This is a genomic window from Streptomyces sp. NPDC030143, assembly GCF_055573695.1.
This window is the reverse complement of sequence record NZ_JBVIAY010000006.1, coordinates 326,128-352,114: the sequence shown is the minus strand read 5'-3', so window position 1 is coordinate 352,114 and position 25,987 is coordinate 326,128. Positions and strand designations below refer to the sequence as shown.

The 25,987-nt window shown below is 74.7% G+C and carries 27 protein-coding genes and 1 tRNA gene; 14 read left to right on the top strand and 14 right to left on the bottom strand.

Annotated elements, in window-relative coordinates:
• Positions 1-346: 346 nt before the first annotated feature.
• Complete coding sequence (locus tag ACZ4YY_RS14130) at positions 347-1,102, bottom strand: dienelactone hydrolase family protein (RefSeq protein ID WP_468288470.1); 756 nt, start codon at positions 1,100-1,102, stop codon at positions 347-349.
• A 297-nt stretch (positions 1,103-1,399) separates the two neighbouring features.
• Positions 1,400-2,020 (bottom strand): L-threonylcarbamoyladenylate synthase, encoded by a 621-nt coding sequence (locus ACZ4YY_RS14125; RefSeq protein WP_468288467.1) that lies wholly within the window; start codon positions 2,018-2,020, stop codon positions 1,400-1,402.
• 556 nt (positions 2,021-2,576) lie between these two features.
• Between ACZ4YY_RS14125 and ACZ4YY_RS14120 the strand changes: the two genes are divergently transcribed.
• Entirely contained in the window at positions 2,577-4,052 is a 1,476-nt protein-coding gene (locus ACZ4YY_RS14120; protein WP_468288464.1) for a helix-turn-helix domain-containing protein, read from the top strand.
• A gap of 163 nt (positions 4,053-4,215) precedes the next feature.
• Here the strand turns inward: ACZ4YY_RS14120 and ACZ4YY_RS14115 are convergent, their stop codons facing one another.
• The 7 genes from ACZ4YY_RS14115 to ACZ4YY_RS14085 all read right to left on the bottom strand — a co-directional run bounded on the left by ACZ4YY_RS14115 (position 4,216) and on the right by ACZ4YY_RS14085 (position 10,389).
• A complete protein-coding gene (locus ACZ4YY_RS14115) occupies positions 4,216-5,439 on the bottom strand; it encodes a cytochrome P450 family protein (protein WP_468288461.1) in 1,224 nt (407 codons plus the stop codon).
• Positions 5,436-6,674: a cytochrome P450 family protein gene (locus tag ACZ4YY_RS14110; RefSeq protein WP_468288458.1), complete on the bottom strand. Its 1,239-nt coding sequence runs from the start codon at positions 6,672-6,674 to the stop codon at positions 5,436-5,438. Before ACZ4YY_RS14110 ends, ACZ4YY_RS14115 begins: the two co-directional genes overlap by 4 nt.
• A complete protein-coding gene (locus tag ACZ4YY_RS14105) occupies positions 6,671-7,309 on the bottom strand; it encodes a GTP-binding protein (protein WP_468288455.1) in 639 nt (212 codons plus the stop codon). Before ACZ4YY_RS14105 ends, ACZ4YY_RS14110 begins: the two co-directional genes overlap by 4 nt.
• Positions 7,281-7,643, bottom strand: a complete 363-nt coding sequence (locus ACZ4YY_RS14100; protein WP_468288452.1) for a DUF742 domain-containing protein — start codon at positions 7,641-7,643, stop codon at positions 7,281-7,283. Before ACZ4YY_RS14100 ends, ACZ4YY_RS14105 begins: the two co-directional genes overlap by 29 nt.
• Positions 7,640-8,062, bottom strand: a complete 423-nt coding sequence (locus ACZ4YY_RS14095) for a roadblock/LC7 domain-containing protein (RefSeq protein WP_468288450.1) — start codon at positions 8,060-8,062, stop codon at positions 7,640-7,642. Before ACZ4YY_RS14095 ends, ACZ4YY_RS14100 begins: the two co-directional genes overlap by 4 nt.
• A complete protein-coding gene (locus ACZ4YY_RS14090) occupies positions 8,059-9,678 on the bottom strand; it encodes an ATP-binding protein (protein WP_468288447.1) in 1,620 nt (539 codons plus the stop codon). Before ACZ4YY_RS14090 ends, ACZ4YY_RS14095 begins: the two co-directional genes overlap by 4 nt.
• Before the next feature lie 243 nt (positions 9,679-9,921).
• Positions 9,922-10,389 (bottom strand): hypothetical protein, encoded by a 468-nt coding sequence (locus ACZ4YY_RS14085; RefSeq protein WP_468288444.1) that lies wholly within the window; start codon positions 10,387-10,389, stop codon positions 9,922-9,924.
• Positions 10,390-10,850: 461 nt separating this feature from the next.
• Between ACZ4YY_RS14085 and ACZ4YY_RS14080 the strand changes: the two genes are divergently transcribed.
• On the top strand, positions 10,851-11,087 hold the full coding sequence (locus ACZ4YY_RS14080; RefSeq protein ID WP_468288441.1) for a hypothetical protein: 237 nt from the start codon (positions 10,851-10,853) through the stop codon (positions 11,085-11,087).
• Between the two features lie 326 nt (positions 11,088-11,413).
• Here ACZ4YY_RS14080 and ACZ4YY_RS14075 read toward each other — a convergent pair whose 3' ends face one another.
• Both ACZ4YY_RS14075 and ACZ4YY_RS14070 read right to left on the bottom strand, forming a co-directional pair.
• Positions 11,414-11,782: an ArsR/SmtB family transcription factor gene (locus tag ACZ4YY_RS14075; protein ID WP_468288581.1), complete on the bottom strand. Its 369-nt coding sequence runs from the start codon at positions 11,780-11,782 to the stop codon at positions 11,414-11,416.
• 158 nt (positions 11,783-11,940) lie between these two features.
• Entirely contained in the window at positions 11,941-12,315 is a 375-nt protein-coding gene (locus ACZ4YY_RS14070; protein WP_468288439.1) for a hypothetical protein, read from the bottom strand.
• Positions 12,316-12,767: 452 nt separating this feature from the next.
• Here ACZ4YY_RS14070 and ACZ4YY_RS14065 point away from each other — a divergent pair.
• A tRNA-Pro gene (locus tag ACZ4YY_RS14065) sits at positions 12,768-12,883 on the top strand.
• Between the two features lie 143 nt (positions 12,884-13,026).
• Positions 13,027-13,479, top strand: coding sequence for a flavodoxin family protein (locus tag ACZ4YY_RS14060; protein WP_468288437.1), 453 nt, complete (start codon positions 13,027-13,029; stop codon positions 13,477-13,479).
• Positions 13,480-13,535: 56 nt separating this feature from the next.
• On the opposite strand, the gene ACZ4YY_RS14055 is transcribed toward ACZ4YY_RS14060, so the two are convergent.
• Together ACZ4YY_RS14055 and ACZ4YY_RS14050 are read right to left on the bottom strand one after the other, a co-directional pair.
• Entirely contained in the window at positions 13,536-13,988 is a 453-nt protein-coding gene (locus ACZ4YY_RS14055; RefSeq protein WP_468288434.1) for a hypothetical protein, read from the bottom strand.
• A 493-nt stretch (positions 13,989-14,481) separates the two neighbouring features.
• Positions 14,482-15,177, bottom strand: a complete 696-nt coding sequence (locus tag ACZ4YY_RS14050; protein ID WP_468288432.1) for a hypothetical protein — start codon at positions 15,175-15,177, stop codon at positions 14,482-14,484.
• Positions 15,178-15,346: 169 nt separating this feature from the next.
• Between ACZ4YY_RS14050 and ACZ4YY_RS14045 the strand changes: the two genes are divergently transcribed.
• From ACZ4YY_RS14045 to ACZ4YY_RS14030, 4 genes are all read left to right on the top strand, one after another.
• Positions 15,347-15,619 carry a hypothetical protein gene (locus ACZ4YY_RS14045; RefSeq protein WP_468288429.1) on the top strand — a complete coding sequence of 91 codons (273 nt, stop codon included), beginning with the start codon at positions 15,347-15,349 and terminating at the stop codon, positions 15,617-15,619.
• A 99-nt stretch (positions 15,620-15,718) separates the two neighbouring features.
• Complete coding sequence (locus ACZ4YY_RS14040; protein WP_468288426.1) at positions 15,719-15,868, top strand: hypothetical protein; 150 nt, start codon at positions 15,719-15,721, stop codon at positions 15,866-15,868.
• A gap of 93 nt (positions 15,869-15,961) precedes the next feature.
• Complete coding sequence (locus tag ACZ4YY_RS14035) at positions 15,962-16,411, top strand: ATP-binding protein (RefSeq protein ID WP_468288424.1); 450 nt, start codon at positions 15,962-15,964, stop codon at positions 16,409-16,411.
• Between the two features lie 643 nt (positions 16,412-17,054).
• Positions 17,055-18,536 (top strand): MFS transporter, encoded by a 1,482-nt coding sequence (locus ACZ4YY_RS14030; protein ID WP_468288578.1) that lies wholly within the window; start codon positions 17,055-17,057, stop codon positions 18,534-18,536.
• 88 nt (positions 18,537-18,624) lie between these two features.
• Here ACZ4YY_RS14030 and ACZ4YY_RS14025 read toward each other — a convergent pair whose 3' ends face one another.
• Complete coding sequence (locus ACZ4YY_RS14025) at positions 18,625-19,926, bottom strand: phytase (RefSeq protein ID WP_468288421.1); 1,302 nt, start codon at positions 19,924-19,926, stop codon at positions 18,625-18,627.
• Positions 19,927-20,070: 144 nt separating this feature from the next.
• Between ACZ4YY_RS14025 and ACZ4YY_RS14020 the strand changes: the two genes are divergently transcribed.
• The 6 genes from ACZ4YY_RS14020 (at position 20,071) to ACZ4YY_RS13995 (ending at position 25,865) form a co-directional block, all read left to right on the top strand.
• Complete coding sequence (locus ACZ4YY_RS14020; RefSeq protein WP_468288418.1) at positions 20,071-20,511, top strand: hypothetical protein; 441 nt, start codon at positions 20,071-20,073, stop codon at positions 20,509-20,511.
• A gap of 799 nt (positions 20,512-21,310) precedes the next feature.
• Complete coding sequence (locus tag ACZ4YY_RS14015) at positions 21,311-22,120, top strand: restriction endonuclease (protein WP_468288416.1); 810 nt, start codon at positions 21,311-21,313, stop codon at positions 22,118-22,120.
• A 125-nt stretch (positions 22,121-22,245) separates the two neighbouring features.
• Positions 22,246-22,749: an SRPBCC family protein gene (locus ACZ4YY_RS14010; protein WP_468288413.1), complete on the top strand. Its 504-nt coding sequence runs from the start codon at positions 22,246-22,248 to the stop codon at positions 22,747-22,749.
• Entirely contained in the window at positions 22,742-24,373 is a 1,632-nt protein-coding gene (locus ACZ4YY_RS14005) for a phytoene desaturase family protein (protein WP_468288410.1), read from the top strand. Before ACZ4YY_RS14010 ends, ACZ4YY_RS14005 begins: the two co-directional genes overlap by 8 nt.
• Before the next feature lie 80 nt (positions 24,374-24,453).
• Positions 24,454-25,338 (top strand): SDR family oxidoreductase, encoded by an 885-nt coding sequence (locus ACZ4YY_RS14000; protein ID WP_468288408.1) that lies wholly within the window; start codon positions 24,454-24,456, stop codon positions 25,336-25,338.
• Positions 25,339-25,694: 356 nt separating this feature from the next.
• The gene (locus ACZ4YY_RS13995; RefSeq protein WP_468288405.1) at positions 25,695-25,865 is read left to right on the top strand and encodes a DUF5670 family protein; all 171 of its coding nucleotides are present in this window, start codon (positions 25,695-25,697) and stop codon (positions 25,863-25,865) included.
• Positions 25,866-25,987 lie beyond the last annotated feature (122 nt).

The window sequence follows — 25,987 nt, the reverse complement described above, 5'->3', positions numbered from 1 at the left end:
TTGTTTTTTTTTTGTTTTTCCCCTCCCGCGGGAACCCCCCCCAAAACCCCCCACCGGGCTGTGCCCCTGCCGGTTTTGCCCCCCCGCACCCCCCCCCCCCCCCCCCCCCCCCCCCCCCTCGACGGTGCCATCGCAGCGGACGTCGCGAGTCGGGCCCCCCCTTTTTGTTCGGAGCTCTTCGGGGGCGGATTCCGGCCGGGGGCTCAGGCGGACGTCGGAACGTGCGGGCCGGACGGCTTGAGGGCACGCCGCCGGATGGCTCGGGCACGGATGGCTCGGGCGCGCCGCCGGGCGGCTCGGGCGCGCGCCCCCGGGTGGCGCCGGGGCGCGCCGCCGGGTGGGGGCGTCAGAAGGTGCGCTTGAGCAGATCCAGCAGTGCGGTCCAGTGCCGTTCCGCGCTCTCCTCGTCGTAGGCGGCGGTGTCGGCCTGGGTGAAGCCGTGGCGGGCGCCCGCGTAGACCTCGCAGCGGTGGCGGACACCGGCCGCGGTCAGCGCCTCCTCCAGCCGTTCGATCTGCTCCGGCGGCAGGGAGGGGTCGTCGTCGGCGTGACCGAAGTACAGCTCGGCGGTGACCCGGTCGGCCAGCCGGTGCGGGCTGTCCGGCGCGTCGGTCGCGAGCCGCGCGCCGTGGAAGCCGGCCGCCGCGGCCACCCGGTCCGGGTGGGTGGCCGCGGTCAGCAGTGAGAGGCGGGCTCCCATGCAGTAGCCGGTCAGTGCGACCGGGCCGTCCACGACGAGCGGGCTCTCCGCCAGCCAGCGCAGATACGCGCCGGCGTCCCGCACGGCCAGGTCGTCGGTCAGCGACCGCATGACCGGGCTCAGCCTCTCGAAGATCTCCGGACGGGCCCCGGGATCGATGAACTCGGGCAACTCCACGACCGGGGCCCGCCCGTGACGGTAGAACACGTTCGGGACCAGCACGGTGTAACCGGCCCCGGCGAGCCGGTCCGCCATCGCCCGCAGATGCGGACGCAGACCGAACGCGTCCTGGTACAGCAGCACACCCGGGCGGGGCGAGCCGTCACCGGGGTGGGCGAGATAGGCGTCCGCGACGCCGTCCTCGGTGGGGATGTCCACGGCTGTTCCCTCTACGGCGGTCATGGAGGTGCCTCTCTGCGCGGTTCACGGCGAGCGGTGGTTCCGCCCGGCGGGGGCGGGCCGCGACCATCGTTGCACGCACCATCCAACCGGCCGCGGGCCCCCGGGGCGGCTTCGGGACCCCTGAGAGCTCCGAACAAAAAGGGAGCCCGGCTCGGGGCGTCCGGCACGCACACTCGCCGCGTTGCCGAAAGCCCCTGGTAGCTCCGCTACGAGGAGCTTCCGGCGCCCAGCGACCGCACGCACCGGACGCCGCGGGCTGATCGGCCTCCCTTTTCGTTCGGAGCTCTTACCCGACTCCTACTCGAAGCGGGAGGTGTCGCCCGCCCCGCGCCGCACGATCTCCGCCTCGCCGCCGGAGAAGTCGATGACCGTCGTCGGCTCGGTACCGCAGTCCCCGGAGTCCACCACCCCGTCCACCACGTGGTCGAGCCGGTCCTTGATCTCCCAGCCCTGCGTCATCGGGTCTTCCTCGCCCGGCAGCAGCAGGGTGCTGGACAGCAGCGGCTCGCCGAGCTCCGCGAGCAGCGCCTGGGTGACGACGTGGTCCGGGATGCGCACCCCGACCGTCTTCTTCTTCGGGTGCTGGAGCATGCGCGGCACCTCCTTCGTCGCCGGGAGGATGAAGGTGTAGCTGCCCGGCGTCGACGCCTTCACCGCGCGGAACACGTCCTTGTCCACCCGCACGAACTGACCGAGCTGCGCGAAGTCCTGGCACACGAGGGTGAAGTGGTGCCGGTCGTCCAGCTCGCGGATCGACCGGATCCGGTCGATCCCGTCCCGGCTGCCGAGCCGGCACCCGAGCGCGTAGCAGGAGTCCGTCGGGTAGGCGATGAGCGCGTCCGCCCGGATGGCGGCCGCGATCTGCCCGATGGCGCGCGGCTGGGGGTTGTCGGGGTGCACGTCGTAGTACTTGGCCATCTGCCGAGCTTATGCCGACGACGACCGCTGCTGCCGTCGGCGCCGGGGCTCGCTGCACCCGTCGGCGTCGGGAGCCCGTGTCCCGTCGGTCTCGGGGCTGCTGTTCCCGTCGGCGGAGGAGGCCGCCGGGGCGCTTTGACACAGGTATGCGGGCAAACCTGTTCTGGCCGCATGTCCGACACCCGCGCGCCCGCCCGGGGGTCATCGACCGCGTGACCTCCGAACTCGCGGTCCGCCTCCTCGCGCTGCCGCGGACCCTGCCCCGCCGGGGGGCGGTCTCCTACCCCCACCGCAAGCCGCCCGAGGGGCAGCTCCTGCTGCTCGAGTTCGTCGTCCCGCTTCGCCCCCCGGCAGGCCCGAGCCCCGCGCCCCCGGGACGCCCAGGTGTGCATCGCCCCCGGCGCGCCCCCCACGCCGCCTCCGGCACTCCCGGACCTCCGCCCCACCCCCGGGCCCCCGCAGCTCATGCGCGCCCCGCACACCGGGGTGAGGTAACGTCCCCGACCGATCGACTGGTTCGGCCTGCGGGGTCGTGAGGGATGAGGAGAGGGCCGACATGGCTGGCCGGGACGGGGACGGGGTTCGGGTGGACCGGGCGCAGGACTGGGCTCACGAACTTCTCGAGCATCTTCGGCCCACCGGGCGGGACATCCGCCGAGTCGTCGACTGGCTCGCGGGCACCGTGGACGCCACCGTCTCCCTGCGCGACGACGCCGGCACCGTGCTGGCCGGAACGCCCGCCCCCCTGGAGGGGGGCCCGGTGGCGGACATCGTCAAGGGCCGTATCGCCTCCGCCGCCTGGGAGGGCGACGGACGTCACCTGCGGCTGATCCGCGTCGAACTCCCGCCGCCCGCCCTGGCGGGCGTCCTCGCCGTCTCCCGTACCGCGCCCTTCGACCGGCGTTCCTCCGAAGTCGTCACGCACACCGCGGCCGCCCTGGAACTCCTCCTGCGCGCCGAACGCACCGCCGCCACCGGACACCGCCTCGCCCGCGCCACCTCCGACCTGCGCCTGGCCATCCTGCAACTGCTCATGGTCGAGGACACCGTGGCCGCTCGCCGCGTGGCCGCCGGTCTGTGGCCGGGCCTGCTGGACACCGACACCGCCTGCGTCTACGTCGTCGAGAGCAGCCCGCAGGAGCGCGACCGTCTCGCCGAGGCCTGCCTGGAGGCCACCCGCGGCCGGGCCCTGGTCGTGCGCTGTCCCGCCATGGACGGCCACGTCATCGTCGTCGCCCCGGACGACGCCGCCGACGGCGCCCTGCGCGGCCTGTGCGTCCGGCAGGCCGACGCCTTCCTCGGCGGCAGCACCCGGCAGAGCCTCGCCCACACCGCCACCGCCTACGGACAGGCCGTCAGCGCCCTCGCCGTCGCCCGCTTCCGCCCCGACAAGGCCGCCGTCCACGGCGAACGCACCCACCCAGAACGCCTGATGGACCCGGCTGTCCTGCACGCCTGGACGACCCGTCTGCTGCGCCCGCTCGACACGCTCCCGCACCACACCCGCGCCGAACTCCTCGCCACCACCCGGCTCGGCCTGGAGTTCACGGCCGTCAACGCGGCGAAGGTGCTCGGCGTCAGCCGCAACACCGTCCGCGCCCGCATGGAACGCGTCGAGAGCATCCTGGGCACGGACTTCTCCGACCTCACCGTGCGCGCCACCGTCCACCTGGCCCTCAACGCCGAGGCGGCCGCCCGCCAGGAGCCCTTCGATGCGCCCCCGCCCCCCGCCCGCCTCGGCGACCTGCTGACCGGGCCCGCGCTGGGCACCTGGGCGCGCGAGCTGCTGGCCCGCCTCGACACCGACGCCCGCGACCTGCGCCGCACCCTGCGCACCTGGATCGCCGCCGGCGGCAACGCCGAGCGTGCCGCCCACCTGCTCGGCATGCACGCCCAGACCGTCCGCGAACACGTCCGCAGTGCCGAACCCGTGCTCGAACGGCAGCTTCTGGCCGCCGGCAGCGATCTCTACGAGGTCGTCCTGGCCCATCTGGTGGTGCGTGACCTCGACGAACCCGCGCTGCACCCTTGATCCCACCAGGCGGAATCGGGCCATCCGGACTCAGCTGTGCACAGGTGAGTCCTCCGGCCCCGTGAGCGGGCACGGGCACGATTCACAAGCGGCTCACCAGGCACGTAGGTTTCAGGTGTCGCGGGGGTCGACCGGAACGGGGGACCGGTCGACCCCGCGCCCTTCAGCCGCGAGGCCGGACGGGAATCTCCTGCCAGCCGAAGGCGATGAACGAGGGCACCTGCCGCAACTCCCGTGCCGCGCCGTCCAGTCGCAGCCCGGGGAACCGCTCGAACAGCGCGGGCAGCGCCGTCAGCGCCTCCATCCGGGCCAGGGGCGCCCCGATGCACCGGTGCACGCCGATCCCGAACGCCAGGTGGTCGTCCGCCCCGCGCGTCGCGTCGAAGACGTCCGCGTCCGCCCCGTAGTGCGCCGGGTCCAGACCCGCCGCCGCGTACGTCGTGACGATGGCGTCCCCGGCCGGCACGGTCACGTCGCCGACCTTCAGGTCGCCGACGGCGAACCGCAGCGGCAGCGAGGCGATCGACGGATGCACCCGCAGCGTCTCGTCCACGACCGCGTCCCAGCCGATCTCCCCGCTCCGCACGGCCGCCAGCTGCTCGGGCCGGTCCAGCAGCGCCACCACGGCGTTGCCGATGAGGTTGACGGTCGTCTCGAACCCGGCGCCGATCACCAGCAGCAGCGTGTACAGCAGCTCCTCGTCGCTGAGCCGGTCGCCGTCCTCGTCGCGCACCCGGATCAGCTCGGTCGTCATGTCGTCACCGGGGTGCTCCACCTTGTGGGCGATGAGTCCGCCCAGCACCGCGCCGATCTGCTCCTGCACGAACGCCGCGTGCTCCGGGCTCGTGTCGGAGGTGTCCATGATGGAGGCGATCAGCCGGGCGGTGGCCTCCCGCATCTCCTCCGGAACACCGAACAGTTCGCAGATGATCCGCATCGGCAACGGGTGCGCGAACCCGGCCTTCAGGTCGACGACTTCACCGCCCTCGTCGAGGGCGTCCAGCAGCTCGGCGGTGATCGCCTCCACCCGGGAGCGCAGCGCCTCGGTCCGCCGGTGGGTGAAGCTCGGCGACACCAGCTTGCGCAGCCGCGCGTGGTCGGCGCCGTACGTGGACAGCATGTTGACCACGCCCACCCAGCCCAGGATCCAGCCCCAGGAGGGGTGTTCGCCGATCTCGGGCCACAACCGCCAGTGCGCGCGCGGGTCCTTGCTGACCCGCGGGTCGAGGATCAGCTCCTTGAGGACGTCGTACCGGGTGGGCGCCCAGGCGGGGATGCCGCCGGGCAGCTCCACGGGCACGATCGGGCCGAGGGCGCGCAACCGGGCGCTCTCGGCCGGGATGTCGGCGCCGAACGGGTCCAGCGCGATGCGGTCGGTCACGGTCACGGGGCAACTCCATGCTGGTCGGGCGAGCGGGGGCTGAAACGGACGGGCAGCGCGGTCAGCGAGCGGTGGAAGGGGCCCGGCCGCCAGGTCAGCCGCTCGCGGGGCAGGACCGGGTCGAGGTCGGGAAGCCACTGGGTGAGCCGCTCGATGGCCTCGGTGACGATGAGCAGGGTGTGCTGCTTGACCGGGCAGGCGTGCGGGCCCGCGCCCCACGACAGGTGGGAGGCGTCGTTCGGGTGCCGGCCGCCGGCGCCCTCCCGCTCGGCGAAGTGACCGAGCGCCCCGTACGACACCACCACGGGCACCGCCGGCCGCAGCCACACCCCGTGGAAGGCCACGGGCCTGCGGGCGTAGTAAATGCCGTAGTTGGCCAGCGGAGTCTCGTGGTGCAGCACCTCGACCACGGCGTCCGTCACGGGACGCGCGCCGCTGGTGAGGGTGGAGTAGTAGGCCGGGTTGCCCAGGACGCGGGAAAGGGTGTTGGACAGCAGGTTCGCGGTCGGCTCGTACCCGGCGCCCAGGGTGAGGAACACCTGCCAGGTGACCTCCTCGCCGGTCAGCCCGGCCGGGTGGTCCAGCAGCCGGCTCGGCAGGTCGTCGCCGCGCCGCTCGGCCTTGGCGGCGATCAGCTCCAGCACGTACCGGGCGTACTCCGCCTCGCCCTCGGCGGCCTGCGCGCCGCCCTCCATCATCTTGCCGAGGCCCTCCTCGAGCCGGTCGCCCTGACTGTCCGGCAGCCCGAAGAGGTCGTTGAAAACCAGGGCCATCAGCGGCCGGGAGAAGTCCCCGACCAGGTCGGCCTCGCCGCGCGGACCGATCCGGCCGACCAGCAGCCGCACCGCGCGCTGCACGCGCGCCCGCAGGTCGTACGGCTCCACCAGGTCGAACACGTCGATCAGGGTGGTGCGGTAGCGGACGTGGGCGGCTCCGTCGGCGAACAGCGCGTTGGGCCGCCACCGCATCATGCCGAGCACCGGGGAGTCGTCGGGGACCGTCACCTCCCAGGCGCGCGGGTCGTGCGAGAACGTCTCCGTGTCGTGCAGCACCTCCAGCGCGGCCCGCCGGTCGGTGACGACGTACGCCGGCACGCCGGGCGCCAGCTCCGCCCAGCCGACCACGCCCTGGGCACGCAGGGCCGCGTAGTAGCGGTGCGGGTCCGGCGCGAAGCCGTCCTCCCAGAGCCGCACGGGCTCCGAGCGGGAGAAGTCGTGCCGCCCCGGGGGGTAGGTGGTCACCGGGCCTCCGCCGGGTCGCGGTCGATCAGATGGTCGACGAGCGCGAGCAGCGCGTCGATCGAGGAGTGCGCGTCCCGCGCGTCGCAGGTCACCATCGGCGTGGCCGGCTCCAGGTCCAGCGCGCGGCGCAGCTGTTCCTCGCCGTGGTGGCGCGGGGCGTCGGGGAAGGCGTTGAAGGCGACGGCGTACGGCAGTCCGCTCTCCTCCACCAGCCCCAGCACATCGAACGACGCGTCCAGCCGGCGGCTGTCGACCAGGACGAGCGCGCCGAGCGCCCCGTAGGAGATGTCGTCCCACAGCGTGCGGAACCGCTCCTGCCCGGGGGTGCCGAACAGGTACAGCACCACCCCGCCGGGCAGGCTGATGCGGCCGAAGTCGATGGCGACGGTCGTCGTCGCCTTGTCCCGCACCCCGGCCAGGTCGTCCACCTCCGCGGACGCCTCGCTGAGGGGTTCCTCGGTGTGCAGCGGCCGGATCTCCGACACCGAGTCGATCAGGGTCGTCTTGCCCACCCCGAACGGACCGGCGACCAGGATCTTCACCAGGTCGCGGGCGGTGTCGGGCAGGTGGACGGCGCGGGCGGCGCCGACGGGGGTCGGGACGGCGCTAGGCGTGCTTGAGGGCGCGGAGGCCATCGGCCACTCTCTTCAGCAGGTCGGGGTCGAACCGTTCGGCGGGCGGGATCGGCGCGCGGGTGAGGACCAGCCCGCGGTCGGCGAGGCCGGCCGCGAGGACGCATACCGCGGACACCGGAAGCCGCAGCAGCGCCGCCGCCTCCACCACCGCCAGCGAACCGCCCTCCAGGGCGTCCAGCAGGGCGAGTTCGGCGGCCGGCAGTCCGGACGGCACGGGCTCGCCGCTGCGCGTGAGGACCGACAGCCGCTCCAGGTGGGGCCGGCTGGGCCGGGCCACCCCGCCCGTCGACAGGTAGGCGGGTACCAGGGGACGGCCGGCCGGGCGGCGGGTCATGCCGGGGCGTTGTCGTCGGCTCCTCGGGGCGCGGCCGCCATGGCCTTCTCGCCGAGCCGCGCCACCTGCGAGTGGACCCGGTGGCCCAGCAGGTCCAGACGCACCTCGCCGTCCCCGTAGGCGGCCACACAGGTGCCGTGGTCGGTCGGGACGATCAGCACGTAGCCGTGGTCAGACTCGATGACGATCTGGCGCAGCTCGGCCGCGTCCCGGTCGGCGAAGGCGGCCGCGGCCGTCCGGCAGGCGCCCTGCACGGTGCTGGTGATGGCGGCGACCCGCTCGGCCGACGGCTGCGACAGCGCGTCGGTGTAGCCCGTCACGAGCCCGTCGCGGGTCAGCATGACGGCGGCCACCACGTGCGGCACCTGCAGGATCGGCTCCAGCACCCATGCCGTGTCGCCCGTGTTGCGGCTGGTCATCGAGCCGCTCCCCCTTCGTCGTCGTTCTGCTCGGTGTCGTGGTCCGCCCGTGCGGTGGTCTGCCGCACGGGAGCGGGGCCGGCCGCGGTGGTCCCGCGGTCGTCCGGAGCGCTGGTCTGCCGTACGGGCGCCGGCTCGGGCGGGATGGTTCCGTGGCCGTCCGGTGCGGGGATCGCCCTCGGGGTCCCGGGGTCGTCCGGTGCGGGGATCGCCGCCGATGTCAGGTGGTCGTCCGGTGCGGTGACGGCCGCCGTTGTCCCGTGGTCGTCCGGTGCGGTGACGGACGTCGGGTGCGGGGCGGCGGCGCGGGCCGCCGCGGTACCGGACTGGAGTGCGCCGAGCGCGGCCGCGGACTCCTCCGGGCGACGCGCCGGACGCCGGGCGGGCGGCTGCGGGGCCGCGGCGGCCCGGGTGCGGCGGCGTCGCTGCGGCAGTCCGTCGGGGTCGATCGGGGCGTGGTGCCCCGGCGCCGCCTCCGGAGCGGGGACCTCGGCCCCGTACGCGTGGGCGGGCGCCTGCGGGGCCGGCCTGGCGGCGGCGGCCTTGCGCGTGGTGCGCGGGGCACTCGGCGCCGGGGGCCTGGCCTGCGGGTCGAGACGGCTGAGCAGGTGGCTGTCGATCCGCAGCACCGCGCGCACCCCGCCGTACGGGGAGGGCGAGGAGGCGTCGACCCCCAGGTCGAACTGCCGGGTCAGCCGGCCGATGGCCGCCAGGCCCATGCGCGGCGGATCGCCCAGCTCGGTCAGCAGGATGGGCGTGTCGCCGGCCACCAGCCGCCGCGCTCGGTCGCGTTCGTCCTGTGTCATGCCGAGGCCGGCGTCGTCCACGGTGACGCACACGCCGTGGTGGACGTGCTCCAGGCTCACCACGACGTCGGTGTCCGGGGCGGAGTGCCGCAGCGCGTTGTCGAGGAGCTCGGCGACGATGATGGCGACGGGTTCGACCGCGTGCGAGACCAGGGCGGTGCCGGGCTCAAGGTGGTTGTGGACCTTCACCCGGTGGTACCCCGCGAGGCGGGCCTGTCCGCCGGTGACCGCGTCCACCAGGTGGGACTCCTCGCGTGCCAGCCCCACCCACGCGCCGCACACGACGGCGGCGACCTGGGCGCGGCGCAACGACTGTTCGTTCTCGTGGTCGAGTTCGAACAGGGTCTGCGTCAACTCGGGGTCGTCGTAGCGCTGTTGCAGTGCGCGCAGGGCGTCCTGGAGCCGGTACAGGCCCGCCTGGATCTCGCGGGTGGCGCCGCGCATCCCGGCCTGTGCGGCGGCGTCGACCCGGATGCGCTGCTCGGCCACCTCGGCCTGCAGTGCCAGCAGGACGTTCTCCAGGGCGATACCGAGGGGCGTGCCGACGGTCAGCGGCTGGAGGGCGCCGGGCACGTCGATGTGCGGATGGGCCACCTGGCGCGCGGCGGCGGGTACGCGCCGCACCGCCAGATGTTCGACCTCGGCCGTGAACGACTTCATGGATCCGTCGAGTTGGGTGCGCAGGGCGGCGATCTCCGCACGGTGCCGGGTCTGTTGCCGCCGTGACCGCAGCAGCCCGCCGCCGAGGGCGAGTGCGGACAGCGTGCCGACGGCGAGGCCGCCGGCCACCAGGTCCGGTAATTCGATCATCGATTCGGGTCCAGGGAGGTTCGGGCGTTTCCGGGGAACGGCAGGGGAGGGTCCGCGGTGTTCGAACCGGGCACCCGCAGCACAGTACACACCGTCCTTGATCGGTTTCGCACGGTCGAGCGAGACTTCGCTCGGAAAGTGCCCGCCTTCTGTTCGCTTCTGCGTCGACTGTCGGAATTGCCGTACGAGAAAGGTGAGTTGAGGCACTGGGGGGGCGCCGCGACCGCCCCGACGTGTGCCCGGCTACTCGCCGCGCAGCGGAGTCAGCACGGCGAGGGTGCCGTTGGCCTGACGCAGCGCCAGCTCCAGCAGGGCGGGCGCGTGCAGCGCCCCGGATCCGTCGGGCGGCACCAGCCACTCCAGGGACCGCGCCGGGCGGTACGGTGGCGGCACCGCCACCCAGGTGCCCCGGCCCGCGTGCCGCAGCCCGGCCCCGATCCAGTGGCTGCCCGGGTCCGGCGGCAGGAAGAAGCCCACTCGATGGGACGCGGTGTCCACCAGCGTAGGTCCCGGTACCGTCCGCGACGTCTGCCACAGCAGGTCCAGCGCCAGCAGGCCCAGACGGTCGGGCACACTGAGCACGTCCCAGTACCGGCCCGCCTCCAGGAGCGCGATCCCGTCGCCCTGGTCCCAGTCCCGCTTGCACACCCGTGGGTCGGTCGCGGCGGCGGCGAGCCACTCCACGCCGCGCGTCCACATCCCATCGCTCATGTTCCGGCTCCGTGTGAGGTCCGCCCCGGCGGTCGGCCGCGTGCCGACCCGGCACCTGCATGCTCGTAGATATTTCCGGGTGGCGGAAGGGGTGGCGGACCCTGGCGTTTCGGTCTGGTTCGTTCGAGGACCGTGCCCACGTTCGAGCGGACCGCCCGAGGGGTCCTCGCACCGTGCCCGCCCGGGCCGCGCGGCCCGGCACCACACCTTGCCGCGTTGCCGAGAAGTCGTGGCAGCGCCGCCGTGAGGGCTTTCCGGCGCCTCGCCATGCACGGCACCGGACCACGCGGCTTGATCAGACGCTCATAGTGCAAGGACCCCTGAGAGCTCCGAACAGAAAGGGAGTCCGGCCCGCGGTGTCCCCCTTGGTTCCGAGCTCCGGGCCGCGGTGTGCCCGGACGGCCGAGGGGTACCCGGCAGCCGAACGGACATCGTCGACAGCACGCTGGGAGGAGGCCGACATGGCCACCGGCACCGAGACCGGCGAAGTGACCGGCACCCGGGACAAGGACTACAACCTCATCTGGTACGTGGAAGCGTGCCTGGACAACGCGCTGCGGCTGGAAACCTACATCCAGGACGCCGAACGCGAGAAGGACAGCGAGGTCGCGGACCTGTTCCGCAAGGCCCAGGCGGACAGTCGCAAGGGCGCGGAGCTGGGCAAGAGCCTCCTGCGCTCCCGGCTGGGCGGCGGCTGACGCGCGCGGCCCGCGGCGGCAGCCTCCGGCGGCCCGGACACCGTGGTACGGCCACGGCGTCCGGGCCGGCCGCGTCCCGGGGGCGGCCCACCGCCCGGTCGGCGACCGCTCACCGGCGGGAGGCGTGTGGCGTCGAGACGGTCGCCCCCTACGGGGTGGGGGATCGCCTCTTGGTGGCCCTCGAACGGGGCCTTGGGGCGTCGTCGACGGCGTGCCCGTCACCGCAAGGAAGGGGTGGACTCGGCGAGGATCTCGCCGCCGCCCGGTCGCCGCGTCGTGCCTCGCCGGGTGCGCGGAACGACCCGTGAGCCGGGCGGTGGCGGCCCTCAGCTCCGGCCCGCCCCGCCCTGCGGCACGGACAGGGGCGGCTCCGTCTGGCGCAGCTCGGCCAGCAACTCGTTCTGCCCGGCCAGGAGTTCGGTCAGGATACGGCGGGCCGCTCGCAGCAGCTCGGCGACGTCACCGCCGGCCAGCGCGTAGCTCACCGTCGAGCCCTCCCGGATCGACACCACGATCCCCGAGCGGCGCAGCACCGCCAACTGCTGGGACAGGCTGGAGGGTTCTATCTCGATCTCGGCGAGCAGGTCCCGCACAGGGACGGGACCGCCTTGCAGCAGTTCGAGGACCCTGATGCGCACCGGGTGCCCGAGCATGCGGAAGAACTCGGCCTTCGCCTGGTAGAGGGGGACCTGCATGGTCAATCGCTCGCTCCCTGCCGCGGTCGGGGTCCTTCGTCCGGCACGATCCTGGCGACTACGGGCTCCGCGCACCCCGGTGATGCACTGATGTGGATGTCTCGAGATGAAGAAATCTGCAACTGCCGGGCGTGCGAAGCCGTGGGCGCGGAAGCCGGCTACACGTCGAGGTCCGCCTCGATCCGCTTGAGCTGGTGCCGGGCCATCGCCAGGTTGGAGCGCTCCCGGTCCAGCACCAGGTAGGTGAACAGGCCTGCGCCCTGGCGGCTCTTGACCAGCCGGATCAGGTGGTACTGGCTCCCCAGCGTGATCAGGATGTCCTCGATCTCGGCCTTGAGGCCGAGGTGTTCCATCGTGCGGACCTTGGCGCGGATCACATCGGTGTTGCCCGCCGCGGCGACGGACAGGTCGAGATCCTTGCCGCCGCCGAGCGTGCCCAGTGCCATGCCGCTGGTGTAGTCCACGACGGCCGCACCCAGCGCCCCTTCCACCGCGGTCATCATCTCCTTGAGCGAGACTTCGACGTTCGCCATGGTGCTCCTCCTGCCGGTTGCGCGGGACCGGGCTCCTCCGGCCTCGCTCGTGCCCCGAACGCTAGGGAGCGTGTCCCCCGAACGGGCGATGCGTTCCGGGACTGGCACAGAAGGGTTCGCGGTGCGGATATCCCTGCCGCTTTCTGATCGCGTACGGGTCACAGTCGACCGGGTCGGGCTGCGCCGGGTGGGCGGGCCATCCGGCACACGACGGGGCCCCGGCCTGACCGCCCGGGGCGTGTTTCGGAAGCAGCCTTGTCCGCCCGGAGGGCAGGGCCCGCGCTGTCCGGTGCGGTACGTGGCAAGGCGGAGGGTCGTCCGCGTACGGGGTGTGCGCGCACGATCCCGACCACGCGGCGAGGCGCCGTGCCAGGCGTCGCGGGCCGGACGGGACTTTCGCACACCCGCCCTAGGATGGTCGGCACCGGGAGCGCGCGGTCCCGGCAGGCTGCGGCGCCGTGGCGGAGCGGTCCATCGCATCGCCGCGGGGGAGACCCTCCCCGCGGCGACTGACGGACTCGGGTGGGTCTGCCCGTCCCCGTCCGCGGGTTCGAATCCCGTCGGCGTCCGCAGCCGCCCCACACCCCCGCCGGAGGCCGGGCCTCCCGGCCGGGGCTCGCCGGTCGCCCCACCTCCACGCTCCGTGCCCGACGTCCCGCCGGGGCCTCGGCCGGTTGCGGTCCGGCGGGGGAGCGGGCAGGGTTCCGTGCCGTGGCCACCTTGCTGATCGTCCATCACACGCCCTCGCCGAACTGCCAGGCGATGTTCGAAGCCGTCGTATCGGGTGCGACGGCGCCGGAGATCGAAGGCGTGCGCGTGGTGCGGCGGGCGGCCCTCGCAGCCACGGCCGCCGACGTCCTCGCCGCCGACGGCTACCTCCTCGGCACCCCCGCCAACCTCGGTTACATGTCGGGCGCCCTCAAGCACTTCTTCGACCAGGTCTACTACCCCTGCCTCGACACCACGCGCGGCCGGCCCTTCGCCTACTACGTGCACGGCGGCAACGACGTCACCGGCGCGGTGCGCGGCATCGAGGCCATCACGACGGGCCTGGGCTGGCGCCGCGCCGCCGAGCCGGTGACCGTCACCGGGGAGCCCGGAAAGGAAGACACGCAGGCCTGCTGGGAACTCGGCGCGACGGTGGCCGCCGGCCTCATGGGGTGAGCGGCCCCGCGGCGGGCCGGGCCGGAGCGGGCACCAGCCCCCGCTGAAGGGCCGGCTCAGTCCCACAGCGGGTAGGTCATGACCCGCTGGAACTGCTCGGGCCGCTCCCCGGGGAACTCCAGGCTGATCCGCCCGTAGCGCTGCGTCCCCGGGTCCTTCTTCCACTGCCGCGGCTCGTCCAGCCGGACGACGACCGGGTACGCGTGGAAGGTCCCCGCGGCGCAGTAGGGATCGCAGTCGTTGACCACGTTGACCCCGGTGGCCTTCGCCGAGTCCGCCGTCCAGTGGTCCCACTTCAGGGAGGCGAGACGGCTGTTGCCGTCGCCGCAGGCCAGGATGAGGGCGTCGGGCCGCACCTGGGGGTGCCAGAGGCAGTCGACCAGCACCGGCGGCGCGGTCTGCCGCACCGCCCGGGGCTCGGCGGGCGCCGCCGACGCCGTGCCGACCGCCGCGGTCAGTCCCAGCGCGGCACACAGCAGGGCCGCCGTTCTCGTCATCTGTCCGCGCATCGTCGCTCCCGCGCACCCGTCCCCGGCCCGACCGCCTGTCCCGCCGCGCCCGAGGTGTCCCACCGACGCTACGACGGCGAGCCGCCGAAGGCCACCCGAACGGCCCCCCCTCCGCGGCCCCCGGTCCCGCGCCCCGACGGGATCGGCCGTGGAGCTCACCCTCCGGGCCGACGCGTACACGACCTGCGCGGAGGTCTCCCCCGCCTGCGCGGCGAACGGCCCGCCCCACGGTCTGACCATCGGCGACGCCGGTCCGGTCTCCGGTGTGCCGACGGCCACCGGCACCGGTGCGGTCACCGTGACCATCACGGGAGAGCCGCGGGTCCAGGACCGTGCGTCGCCCGACGCCGGCAGCTCACCCCGTGACCGGCGGAGCACGAGGACGGCCGCCCCGGTCCGCGCGGCCCGGGCGGCCGCCCCGCCCCCTCGTCACCGGCCGCCCTCTCGCGGGCGGGCTCGCCCGGCGGCAGGCCGCTGACGAGGGGCCGGGCGCTCAACCGCGGCGTCCGGCGGGAGGCCCGACGCCCGCGATCTCGGCCAGCGGCGTCCCGAGCGCCCACAGCCGCAGACGGGGTCCGTCGATGAGGTAGGTGTCCCCCCGGCGCGCGGCCCAGACTTCGTCACGGTGCGTGAACGTGCCGCGGTGCACGACCAGACGCACCCGAGGGCCGGGACGCATCCGTAATCGGCACGAGCACGACGTCTCCTCGTCCGGCAAGGGCTCGGCCACCGGCCGGAACGCCACGTCCAGCAGCCGGCCCCGCCCGTCCCGGGCGGCGAGGTGGAGGGCGTCGTGCGCGGCCGGCGGCAGCACCCGCCAGCCGTCGCGCCGCAGCATCCGCGCCACGGCGAGCACCAGCGCCGGCATGTCCAGCTCCGCCAGCTCCTCCGGCGTGTAGTACCCCCCGCGGCGCCGCGCCGGCCGCCGGGAGCGCCGCCGCACGACCACGGCGACCGCGCCGAGCACGACGATGGCCAGGGCGGGCCCCTCCACCCCGACGGCACGGCCGGCCAGCGCGAGGCCCGCCGTCAGCACGCACACGGCGGCCACCACGAGTGCGAGACCGGGCAGCGCCTCGCGCAGCCGGGGCCCGTGACGTCCCGCTGCCCGCAGCTCCCGCACGGCACGCCGCCGCCGCGCCCACGGTGAACCGCCCGCGCGCGCCCGTTGCCCCCTGCCAGCCCCCAAGGGTCGGCACCCCCCACCCCGCTCACCACGACGTGTGAGGAGGGGCTACCCGCCGGGTGACGCGCTTGCCCCCGGCGGATGCCTTCCGGCCATCGCGTTGGCCGAAGCGCGCCCCTCGACGGACGGGTCCCCGGGGCCGTTGTCAGTGGCGGATGTCAGGCTGCTGACCATGGACGAGACCGAGTTCATGCGGGGCCGGGTCTACGGCGCGGACCACGACGACGCGGGCCCCCGCCCGGACCGCGCGTACGCGGAGCTGGTGGGCGGCCCGCTCGACGGGCTGCTCCTCGATGTCACCGACCGCACCGACCGCGACCCGCACGAGGTGGCGCTGACCACGGAGATAGGCCGCTACGGCCCCGGCGGCCGGGCGGTGTACGTACGGCGCTCCGAGGACGGCCGTCGCTTCGACTGGCGGGGCGACATGCCCGGGGCGCCCTGACGAGCGCTCAGGGACGTCCGGATCGGAGCGCGCCGAACCCGTTCGATCCTGCGAAGACGGGGGCACGGGGTGCCTCTCCGTTGCCTCTCCGTACACCGCATGACAGGAATCCTTGTTGTCGGTCAGTCGCGCCCGCTCCACGGCCTGGCCCCCCACCACCCGGACGACTGGGGCGCGGCCGCCCGCGGCAGGACCTTCCCGCGGGCGCAGAACGACGAACGCGACCGCGTCTGCCTGAACGGGCGGTGACGAGCGGGTTCCCGGCGATGGTGCGCCTGGGGCGTAGGAGACCGATTCCGGGGTAAGCGCGCGGACATGAACGGGGTAGTGAAGGCGGTCCGGATGGAACCTGTCCCGCCCGGCGAGGGTTCCCACCGGCCTGACGCGGGTCCTGCGGAAGTGACGGTGGCCCTCGACGGCCAGGAAGGCTGTATCGCCGGCGCACGGCATCTGACGGGCGATTTCCTCACGAGCGTCCAGCGCGACCACGGGCTGCCGGTGTCGGCGCGGACACTGGACCTGTCGCAGCTCGTCGTGAGCGAACTCGTCACCAACGCGCTGCGCCACGCGCCCGGCCCGGTGCTGCTCAGCCTGCGCGTCGCCGGTGCCGCGGTGGAGATCGCGGTGTGGGACAGCGACCCGACACCGCCGGAGCCGCGCGGGGCGGACCCCACGCGGGTCGGTCAGCACGGGCTGGAGATCGTCATGGCGGTGGCCCAGCACTTCGACGTCGTGCGCGAGCCGGTCGGCAAGCGGATCGTGGCGCGACTGGGCCTGTTCGACGGTCTCTGAGCGGACGTCAGCGGGACGACCGTCGGGCCGGCGAGAACCGACGTCGACGCCGCCGGGCAGGACGGCGCGGCGCGCGCCGCAGGCCCGGCGGACGGGTCGGGTGCAGCGGCGGGTTCACGGCGGCCCTCAGGGTCACCGCCGCGGTCCCCGGTGGGCGACCCCGAGGCAGCGGTCGCCGACCGGCCCGAGAACCTCCCCTGCCAACGGCACGAGTTCGTCGTCCGGACCGTCCGCCGGTCTGCCCGGCCGACCGTGCGCCGACCGGCACCGGCGAGGCAGCGGCGCACCGGTTCGCCCGGCCGACCGGTGCGGCGAGGGCACCGGCGGCGCACCCGAGACGCACGACCTCCACCCGGTCATGACGTCCGGCCCGGGCTTCCAGGGGGCGCCGTTCAGGGCGTGACGGGGCCGATGCCCTGCGTGACCCGCTGCCCGCGCGCGGCGCCCGGTGTCCGAGTGGTGGGGAACGGGTCGGAGGCGTACGGTCGAACGGTGACCCCGCCGGTGGACGCGCCCGTTCACCGGCCTTCCCGGGGCCGCTCCCGAGCATGCGACACGTCATGAGCGTCACGTCATGAGCACTCCGCAGCCGACTTCCGCCCCCAGCACCGACGCCCCGCAACAGAGCGGCGGCGGAAGGGCGATGGCCCTGCTGGTCATCGCCTCCTGCCAGCTGATGGTGGTCCTGGACATCACCATCGTGAACATCGCGCTGCCGGACATCCAGCGCTCCCTGGACTTCTCCACCACCAGCCTGTCGTGGGTGGTCAACGCCTACACCCTCACCTTCGGCGGGCTCCTGCTGCTCGGCGGCCGGGCCGGTGACATCCTCGGCCGGCGGCGCGTGTTCATCTTCGGCGTGCTGCTGTTCGTGGTGGCCTCCCTGCTCGGCGGACTCGCCCAGGGCCCCGGTCAACTCCTCGGCGCACGGGCCCTCCAGGGCGTCGGCGGCGCGATCGCCTCACCGACGTCGCTCGCGCTGATCAGCACCACCTTCCGCGAAGGACCCGAACGCAACCGTGCCTTCGGCGTGTTCGCCGCCGTCTCCGCGGGCGGCGGCGCGATCGGGCTGCTCGCCGGCGGCGTGCTCGTCGAGTGGCTGAACTGGCGGTGGGTCCTCTTCGTCAACGTCCCCATCGGACTGCTCATCGCCCTCGCGACACCCCGTTGGATCCGGGAGTCCGAACGTCATCCCGGCCACTTCGACATCACCGGCGCGGTGACCTCCACCGCGGGCATGGTCCTGCTGGTGTACGGCTTCATCCGGGCCGCCCAGGACGGCTGGCGCGACGCGCTGACACTCGCCTCGTTCGCCGGGGCCGTCGTCCTTCTCGTCGCGTACGTCCTGGTGGAGAGGCGCTCGCGGCAACCGATCACCCCGCTGCACATGTTCGCCGACCGCAACCGCGCGGGCACGTACGGCATCATGCTCTGCCTCGCCGCCGCGATCTTCGGCATGTTCTTCTTCCTCACGCTCTTCGTGCAGAACGTGCTGGACTTCAGCCCGTTGCAGGCCGGGCTCGCCTTCCTGCCCGTCAGTGCCGTCATCGCGGTCGGCGCCGCGCTGGCCTCGCGGTTCCTGCCGACGTACGGTCCCAAGCCGTTCATGGTCGTCGGCGCGATCCTGGCCGCGGCGGGGCTGGCCTGGCTGACGCTGACCGACGTCCACTCCACCTACGCCGGCAGCGTCCTCGGACCGATGCTCGTCTTCAGCCTGGGCATGGGCATGGAGTTCGTCTCGCTCACCCTCATGGCCCTGTCCGACGTGCCCACGCACGAGACGGGTGCGGCCTCCGGCCTACTCAACGCCACCCAGCAGGTGGGCGGCTCCCTCGGCCTGTCCATCCTCGTCACCATGTTCGGCACGGCCAGCAACAACGAGGCGGAACAGCAGGTCCCCGCCTTCCTGTCCCAGGCGACCCCCGCCGAACGCCTTCGCTTCCAGCGCACGGGGGAACTCCCGCCGCCCTTCTCCGACGAGGTCCTCACCGCGGGCGTCTCCGCCGCGTTCATCATGGCCGCCGTCTTCACGGTCGTCGCGGCCCTGATCGCCGTCCTGGTGATCCAGGTCCGCCCGTCGGACCTGGAACGCCTCAAGGGAGGGGTGGGGCCCGGGGGGATGTGAACCCGGAGGGCCGACGCGGCCGCGGGAGGCGCACCCGAAGCGGCGGGGTGCGGCGGAGCGCGCCACGTCCCGCCGCACCCCGCACGGCTCAGTCGTCCAGCGCCGTCAGGACGTCCCCGAGGTCGACGAACTTGAAGTTCGTGGCGGCGCGTTCGTCGCCGCCGGCGTCGTCGTGACCGTCCTGGACGACGAGCAGCCCGCGGGGGTACCTGCGGCCCAGGGGCGCGTTGAGGGCCGCCGCGCCGTCGCACTCCTCGGAGCCGTCGGGGCCCGTCGCCGCGGGGCCGACCCGGAAACCGCCCTCGTACTCGTTGGCGTCTCCCACCTCGCGGTCGTAGGCGGCGAAGGAGTCGTCGCCCTGTCCCGACGCCAGCAGGTGGCCGTCGCCGTCCGGCTCGGTGACCAGCGTCAGGCCCTCGACGTCCGCGGACAGCCGGGTGCCGCCGTACCCCGGATCCTCTCCGCTCACGCACTCCTCGCCGGCCTCGTCGTAGGTGCCCGGGACGCCGTACTCGCGGACCCTGTCGACCAGTCGGGGCGTGCCGGTGAGGGCGGCGGGCAGGCGCCAGACGCCGACGTCCTCCTGGCCGGCGTAGAGCGTGCCGTTCGCCGGGTCGACGACCATGCCCTCCACCTGGGGCAGTTCGCCCGGCTCCAGACAGGGCGACCAGGACGTGCCGTCCGGCAGGCGGAAGGAGGAGGGCAGGGTCAGGGTGCGGACCGTGCGGTAGCCGACCCTGCCCTCGGCGGTGGCGGTGAGTTCGAGCAGCGCGATCGTGCTGCGCTCCCGCCGGCTGACCAGGGCGTAGCTGCGGCCGCTCGCCGTGTCGGTCCAGGTGGCGAGGCCGTACGCGGTGCGCTGCTCGTCGACCTCGGCCTGGTCGGCGGAGAAGACCGGCTGCGCGGCCGGGTCCGTGACGTCCGTGAGGGGGCGGCCCGGCGTGCGGGGGTCGATGCGGTAGAAGCGAAGCCGGTCGTTGCCCCGGTCGGTGGTGACCGCGAGGTCGGCCCGCCCGGTCGACAGCCGCAGGCCCCGGACGAGATCGACGTTGTTGAAGCGGCCCGGCGCGTCCTCGGGGCCGGGACCGGCCGGCGCGGCGATCGACTGCACGAGGCGGGCGTCGAGGTCGTAGACCCGCAGCCCGCCCTCCTTCGCGGTGGCCACCACGAGGCTGGCGTCCGGGTTCGCGTTGTCGCGCCAGATGGCCGGGTCGTCGGCGTCCGCGTGGCCGCCCGCCTCGTCGTCGTACAGCGCGGGCGTCTCGGCACGCGGCACGACGGTCGGCAGGACGGCGTCCCGGCCGGCGGAGGACGCGGGGAGTGCGGCGGTGAGGACCGATGTCACCGTGAGGAGGGAGACGACGAGCGATCTCGGCAGGCGTCTGGCCACGTCGACCTTCTTTCGATAGGGGCATGACACATAGGGGTGATCTTGGTCGTGCCGTCGGACGCGGAGGCAGCGGGAACCTGAAGACCGGGCACCTCCCAGGAAAACAAGTGTTTGCCGCCGCGGTGAGGGGCAACGCGAAGTTCCATGAGTGAACCGAACAACACACCGAAGGACGAGTCCGATACGAAGGGTTCGGCCGCGGCCGGAGCCCGGCGGGCCACCGACAAGGCGACCGCCCCCGCGGCGCGTTCCGCCAAGAGCGCGGCGAACGGCGTGGCCACCAAGGCCGATGACGCCGCGTCAGCGGCCAAGAAGGGAGCCGCACGGTCCGCGGAGGTGGCGAGCGGCGCCGCGCAGAGCGCGGCCCGCGGTGTCGAGGTGGGCCGCCAGGCGATCGTCGCGACCTCGGGTCAGGTCGCGGCCACCGCGAAGACGGCCTGGACGGTCATCGCCCACCGCAAGCTGGTCGCCGCGGGCGTGGGCGCCGGCCTGACCGCGCTGTCCGCCGCCTCCTACGCGGTCGGCCGCCGCTCCGGCCGTCACACCCTCGGCCCGATCACCCGCCTCACCGGCGGACGGATCTGACGCGCTGTCCGGCAGCGCGCGGCGGCGGCCCCGGCCACCGGATCTTCCGCCCGCACCCCGTCGTCCCGGACAACGACCGGAGCGCGGCACCCGTGTGACGGACCGCATCCACCGGGGGCGTCCGACGGGGTGTCACCGGCAGGGGCCGCCGCGCCGCGTGCGGGCCGCCGTCACCGCGGCGGCCCGCGGCGGCCCCCTCCGGCCGAGCCCGCACCGGCCCCGCTTCACGGCGCCGCTGTGACCACCGCCGGCGCGGCTCGCCCCCTGCCCTGCCCGGCGCGCGGGGCCCCTCCCATGTGGCCGCCGTGTCCGTCGCGGGACCCGCGCCGCCGGGGACGCGGTAGCCGTCCTGCGGGGCGCGGCGTCTGTGGGGAGTGGCGCCCGCGGGGGAGCGCGGACCGCACTCACCGCCGCACCGGACCGATCCGGTCCGCCTCCAGCGGGCGTTCCGCCCCACCTGCCCGCGACCCGGCGGGACTGTTCCGTCGGCCTTCGGCCGCCGGTCGTCGCGACCGTCGCGGCGCGGGGGTGCGGAGGAGGTCCGGCCTCTTCCTCGCCCCGGGGCGCCTCCGTGACCGGCACCCACCCGTCGGCAGCCCGGCCGACCGCGCGGCCGGCTCCTGGCGGTGCTCCCGCCCACAGACCTGCCCCGGGCCGCCACCCGCGCCAGGACCGGCAAGGCGCCCCCCCCGCACATCGGGGCACACCGCACACCGCACACCGCCCGAGGAACCGCCCGGAGCGCGGGCACGCGCCCCCTGTGATCTTCGCCGAAGACCCTCTGGGAGGACCGACCACCGTGACCGCACCCACCCGGCCCCTGCCCCCCGTCCGCCCTCGCCGCCGTTTCGATCTCCGTACGACGGCCATGTTCTTCCTCCTGCTCGCCCTGCTGCTGACCCTCGGAGGTCTGGTCGCCCGTACGGCGGCGGCCGCCGCGGAACGCCGCCCCGCCTGGGCGGTGGCCCTGCTGCTCCTCGCGGCCGCCGGTGCCTTCGCCTACGGCCGTACCCGGCGCCGCTGGTCCGCGGGACGGCTCGTGCGGCGCGCCACCGCGCGTCTGGAGGAGGCGGCCGAGACGGCGGCGGAGGAACTCGACGCACCGTCGACCACCGCTCCCGAGCCGGCCGCCGCCCCGCGGGAGGCGGCCGTCGCCCCCCACGAGCCGGCCGCCGCCCCGGCCGAGACGGTCGTCGTGATGCCGGAGACGGTCGCCTACGACGCCCTGGAGCCGTGCGAGTTCGAACAGGCGATAGCCGACCTGTGTGCCCGCGACGGCTGCGCGGACGTGCAGGTCGTCGGCGGCGCGGGCGATCTGGGCGCCGACGTCCTGGCCGTGACGCCGGACGGCAGCCGGGTCGTCATCCAGTGCAAGCGCTACGGCGACGGGCACAAGGTCGGCTCCCAGGACGTGCAGCGCTTCGGCGGCACGTGCTTCACCGTCCACGAGGCCGATCTCGCCGTCGTCGTCACCACGAGCGACTTCACGGCACCGGCCCTCGAGTACGCGGCGCAGTGCGGGATCGTCTGTGTGGACGCGTGGGCCCTGGAGGGATGGCACACCGGTACCGGGCCGCGGCCCTGGGAGACGGGCGCCGCGGCCCGCTGACCCGGACGCCGACCGCCCGACCGGCTGCGGGAGCGCATGGGGAGGAACCGTGCGGGGATCCTGGTTCGCCGACCACGGAATGGGCACTTGGCGGAGGCGAGGGGGCGAACACGGGAGGTTGGGCTGTGGCGGTTCGGCATCAGGTGATCAGGACGAGTCCGAAGACGGTCTGGGCCGTCCTGGCGGACGGGAACCGGTATGCGGACTGGGTGGTGGGAACCTCGGAGTCATGGCCGGTGCGCGGCCGGTGGCCCGAGGTCGACGCGGCGATCGCCTACGAGGTCCGTCTCGGACCCCTCCACCTGACCAACCGGACGGTCGTGCGACGTTGCGCCGAGGGCGCCGGCCTGGAGCTCGAGGCCCACGCCGGCTTCCTGGGCACCGCGCGGATCGCCATCGAGCTGCGCTCCTGGGGCGAGCACTGCCTCGTGATCGTGGACGAACACCCGCTCCGGGGAGCGGGCGGGGCGCTGCATAACGTGGGAGTGGAGGCGCTGCTCCAGCTCCGGCACCGCGCCATGCTGTCCCGGCTGGCCAAGGTGTGCGAGGCGGAGGGCGGGCAGGCGGCCGGCACCGGCAGCGACCGGGAAACGTCGGCGCAGGGCGCCCGAGGAGCCGGGGATGCCTGACGCGGTGGTGATCGGGGCCGGGCCCAACGGCCTGGTCGCGGCGAACGTGCTCGCCGACGCGGGCTGGAGCGTCGAGGTGCTGGAGGAACAGCCCGAACCCGGCGGCGCGGTGCGACACGACCGGGGTGTGCACCCGGACTTCGTCAACGATCTGTTCAGCTCCTTCTACCCCCTCGCCGCGGCCTCCCCGGTCTTGTCCGCGCTGCGCCTGCACGAACACGGCCTGCGGTGGTCCCACGCGCCCCACGTCCTGGCGCACCCGCTCGGCGACGACCGGTGCGCGGTCCTCGACCGGCGGATCGACACCACCGCCGCCTCCCTCGACGCCTTCCGCCCCGGGGACGGCGACGCCTGGAGGCGCCTGCACGAGGTGTGGGAACGCCTGCGGCCGGACGTCCTGGACGCCCTGTTCACTCCGTTCCCGCCGGTCAAGGCCTCCGCACGGCTCGCCGTGAAGCTCCGGGCGGCGGGCGGACTGCGGCTGGCGCGGACCCTGCTCCTGCCGGTGCGCCGCCTGGGCGAGGAGGAGTTCGGCGGCGCGGGCGGCAGGCTCCTGCTGGCCGGCAACGCCCTGCACGCCGATCTCGCCCCGGAGGCCGCGGGCAGCGGAGGCTTCGGCTGGCTGATGTCGATGCTCGGCCAGACCTACGGCTTCCCCGTGCCCGCCGGCGGAGCGGGCGCCCTCACCGAGGCCCTCGTCCGCCGGCTGCGCGCACGCGGCGGCACCCTGCGCTGCGGACACCGCGTCACCGGGATCGTCGTCCGGCAGGGCCGCGCCGTCGCCGTGCGCACCGCCGACGGCGAGACGGTCGACGCGCGCCGGGCCGTGCTCGCCGACGTGTCCGTGCCCGCCCTGTACGGCGAACTGGTCGACCCCGAGCACCTGCCCTCCCAGGTGGCGGTCGACCTGGAGCGCTTCCAGTGGGACTTCGCCACCTTCAAGGTCGACTGGGCCCTCGACGGCCCCGTGCCCTGGCGCGCCGAACAGGCCGCGCGGGCGGGCACCGTCCACCTGGCCGACGGCCTCGACGAGCTGACCCGGTTCGCCGCCCAGATCGCGATGCGCCAGGTCCCCGACCGTCCGTTCGCCCTGTTCGGGCAGATGACGACGGCCGACCGGGTCCGCTCCCCGCAGGGCACCGAATCCGCGTGGGCGTACACCCACGTGCCCCACCGCGTCACCTCCGACGCCGGGGACGAGGGACTCACCGGCTCCTGGGACACGAAGGAGCAGGAGCTGATGGCGGACCGGGTCGAACGCCAGGTGGAGCGGTTCGCACCGGGATTCCGCACGCTGATCCGCGCCCGCCGCGTCCTGGCGCCGCCCACGCTCCAGGCCCTGAACGCCAATCTCCACGGCGGCGCCATCAACGGCGGCACGACGGCCCTCCACCAGCAGCTCGTCTTCCGGCCGGTGCCCGGCGCCGGCCGGCCGGAGACACCGGTGCGGGGACTGTTCCTCGCCTCCGCGGGCGCCCACCCCGGCGGCGGCGTCCACGGCGCCCCGGGGGCCAACGCCGCCCGGGCGGCGCTGCGCCGCAACCGGCCGCCGGGCCTGGCCCGCGTCCAGCGTGCCCTCACCCACCGCGACCGGGGCGGGGAGAAGGCCCCGCCCCACCACTGACGCGGCGGGGCCCCGCCGCGCCGCCCCGCCCCGGCCACCGCCGCGTCGGCCGCCGAGGCGCACCCAGCCGGGAGGAAGCCGTGACCGACAACCCCCTGCACGGCCGCACGGTCGCTGTCACCGGCGCCGGCCGCGGCATCGGCGCCGCCCTGGCCCGGGCCCTCGCCCGGCGCGGCGCGCGTGTCGCGCTGCTCGGCCACGAGAGGAAGGGGCTGGAGGCGGTCGCCGCCTCGCTGCCCACCCCGGCCCTGGCCGTGGAGACCGACGTCACCGACGAGGCCGCCCTGGACCGTGCCGCGGCCATGGTCCGGGCCCGGCTGGGCCCGCCCTCGGTGGTCGTCGCCAACGCGGGCATCGCCGAAGGCGGCCCCTTCGGCGTGATGGAGATGGCCACCTGGCGCCGGATCGTCGACGTCAACCTCGCCGGCAGCGCCCTCACGGCCCGCGCCTTCCTGCCCGACCTGGAGGCGACCGCGGGCTACCACCTCCAGGTCGCCTCCCTCGCGTCCTTCGGCGCGGCGCCGATGATGAGCGCCTACTGCGCCTCCAAGGCCGGCGTGGAGGCCTTCGCCCACGCACTGCGCGCCGAGGTCGCCCACCGGGGGGTGGCCGTCGGGATCGCCTACCTGAGCTGGACCGACACCGAGCTGATCCGCGACGCCGACCAGCACGCGGTGATGCGCGAGCTGCGCGCCCACATGCCGGGGCCGGCCCGGCGGGTCTACCCGGTGGGCGTCGTAGCGGAGCGGCTCGCGCACGCCGTGGAACACCGACGCACCGCCGTCTACGTGCCCGGCTGGCTGCGCCTGGCCCAGGTGACGCGAGCCGCCCTGCCTCCCCTGGTGCTGCGCGTGTGCCGTCGCGAACTGCCCCGCCTGGAGGCCGAGGACTCCCTGCGGCCCACGGGCCCCCTCGGTGCCGGCGGCCGGGCCGACCGGGACGCCGTGCGGGGCGCCCTGTCCTGAAGCCGCGTCCCGCCCCCCCCCGGCTCGAAGCCCGGGCCGGGGTACGGTCTGGGCCGCGCCCGCGAACGGTCCCGGAACCGAGCCCGCGCCCGGCGCCCGGTTTTCGGGACCGCGGCCGCGAGCCGTCCCGAGGCCCCGCCCGCGCCCGGCCCCGAACCCGCCGTCCGCGCCCGGCCCCGAACCCGCCGTCCGCGCCCGGCCCCGAACCCGCCGTCCGCGCCCGGCCCCGAACCCGCCGCCCGCGCCGGGTTCCGAACCCGCCGCCCGCGCCCGGTCCTGAGGTGTGAAGAAGGGTCGACCCTCGTGCGACTGGTCGGTGGGCGAGCGGGAATCCGGGCTGTAGGAGGTTGATGGAGATGGTTCCCCTTCTTCTGGTTCTTCTGCTGGCCGTCGTCCTGTTCGGAGTGGGCTTCGCCGTCGAGGCCCTGTGGTGGGTCGCACTCGTCGTGCTGGTGCTGTGGGCGCTGGGCTTCTTCCTGCACCCGGCGGGCGGTGGCGGACGACGAGCCCGCTGGTACCGCTGGTAGACGCGCACGCGCACGCGTCCCGGGTCGTCGGGGGGGGGGGGGGGGGGGGGAGGAGGGGGGGGGGGAGGGGGAGGGGGGGGGGGGGCGGGGGGGGGGGCCGGTAGTGACTGAGGCGGGTTGGG

What these genes read in the sequence shown, in the direction of transcription:
- ACZ4YY_RS14055 (WP_468288434.1), bottom strand. Translation starts at nt 13,988, where the DNA reads ATGCGCGGACAGATGACGAGAACGGCGGCCCTGCTGTGTGCCGCGCTG.
- ACZ4YY_RS14045 (WP_468288429.1), top strand. Translation starts at nt 15,347, where the DNA reads ATGGACGAGACCGAGTTCATGCGGGGCCGGGTCTACGGCGCGGACCAC.
- ACZ4YY_RS14085 (WP_468288444.1), bottom strand. Translation starts at nt 10,389, where the DNA reads ATGAGCGATGGGATGTGGACGCGCGGCGTGGAGTGGCTCGCCGCCGCC.
- ACZ4YY_RS14030 (WP_468288578.1), top strand. Translation starts at nt 17,055, where the DNA reads ATGGCCCTGCTGGTCATCGCCTCCTGCCAGCTGATGGTGGTCCTGGAC.
- ACZ4YY_RS14100 (WP_468288452.1), bottom strand. Translation starts at nt 7,643, where the DNA reads ATGACCCGCCGCCCGGCCGGCCGTCCCCTGGTACCCGCCTACCTGTCG.
- ACZ4YY_RS14005 (WP_468288410.1), top strand. Translation starts at nt 22,742, where the DNA reads ATGCCTGACGCGGTGGTGATCGGGGCCGGGCCCAACGGCCTGGTCGCG.
- ACZ4YY_RS14070 (WP_468288439.1), bottom strand. Translation starts at nt 12,315, where the DNA reads ATGGCGAACGTCGAAGTCTCGCTCAAGGAGATGATGACCGCGGTGGAA.
- ACZ4YY_RS14035 (WP_468288424.1), top strand. Translation starts at nt 15,962, where the DNA reads ATGGAACCTGTCCCGCCCGGCGAGGGTTCCCACCGGCCTGACGCGGGT.
- ACZ4YY_RS14120 (WP_468288464.1), top strand. Translation starts at nt 2,577, where the DNA reads ATGGCTGGCCGGGACGGGGACGGGGTTCGGGTGGACCGGGCGCAGGAC.
- ACZ4YY_RS14075 (WP_468288581.1), bottom strand. Translation starts at nt 11,782, where the DNA reads ATGCAGGTCCCCCTCTACCAGGCGAAGGCCGAGTTCTTCCGCATGCTC.
- ACZ4YY_RS14080 (WP_468288441.1), top strand. Translation starts at nt 10,851, where the DNA reads ATGGCCACCGGCACCGAGACCGGCGAAGTGACCGGCACCCGGGACAAG.
- ACZ4YY_RS14105 (WP_468288455.1), bottom strand. Translation starts at nt 7,309, where the DNA reads ATGGCCTCCGCGCCCTCAAGCACGCCTAGCGCCGTCCCGACCCCCGTC.
- ACZ4YY_RS14125 (WP_468288467.1), bottom strand. Translation starts at nt 2,020, where the DNA reads ATGGCCAAGTACTACGACGTGCACCCCGACAACCCCCAGCCGCGCGCC.
- ACZ4YY_RS14130 (WP_468288470.1), bottom strand. Translation starts at nt 1,102, where the DNA reads ATGACCGCCGTAGAGGGAACAGCCGTGGACATCCCCACCGAGGACGGC.
- ACZ4YY_RS14090 (WP_468288447.1), bottom strand. Translation starts at nt 9,678, where the DNA reads ATGATCGAATTACCGGACCTGGTGGCCGGCGGCCTCGCCGTCGGCACG.
- ACZ4YY_RS14020 (WP_468288418.1), top strand. Translation starts at nt 20,071, where the DNA reads ATGAGTGAACCGAACAACACACCGAAGGACGAGTCCGATACGAAGGGT.
- ACZ4YY_RS14040 (WP_468288426.1), top strand. Translation starts at nt 15,719, where the DNA reads ATGACAGGAATCCTTGTTGTCGGTCAGTCGCGCCCGCTCCACGGCCTG.
- ACZ4YY_RS14095 (WP_468288450.1), bottom strand. Translation starts at nt 8,062, where the DNA reads ATGACCAGCCGCAACACGGGCGACACGGCATGGGTGCTGGAGCCGATC.
- ACZ4YY_RS13995 (WP_468288405.1), top strand. Translation starts at nt 25,695, where the DNA reads ATGGTTCCCCTTCTTCTGGTTCTTCTGCTGGCCGTCGTCCTGTTCGGA.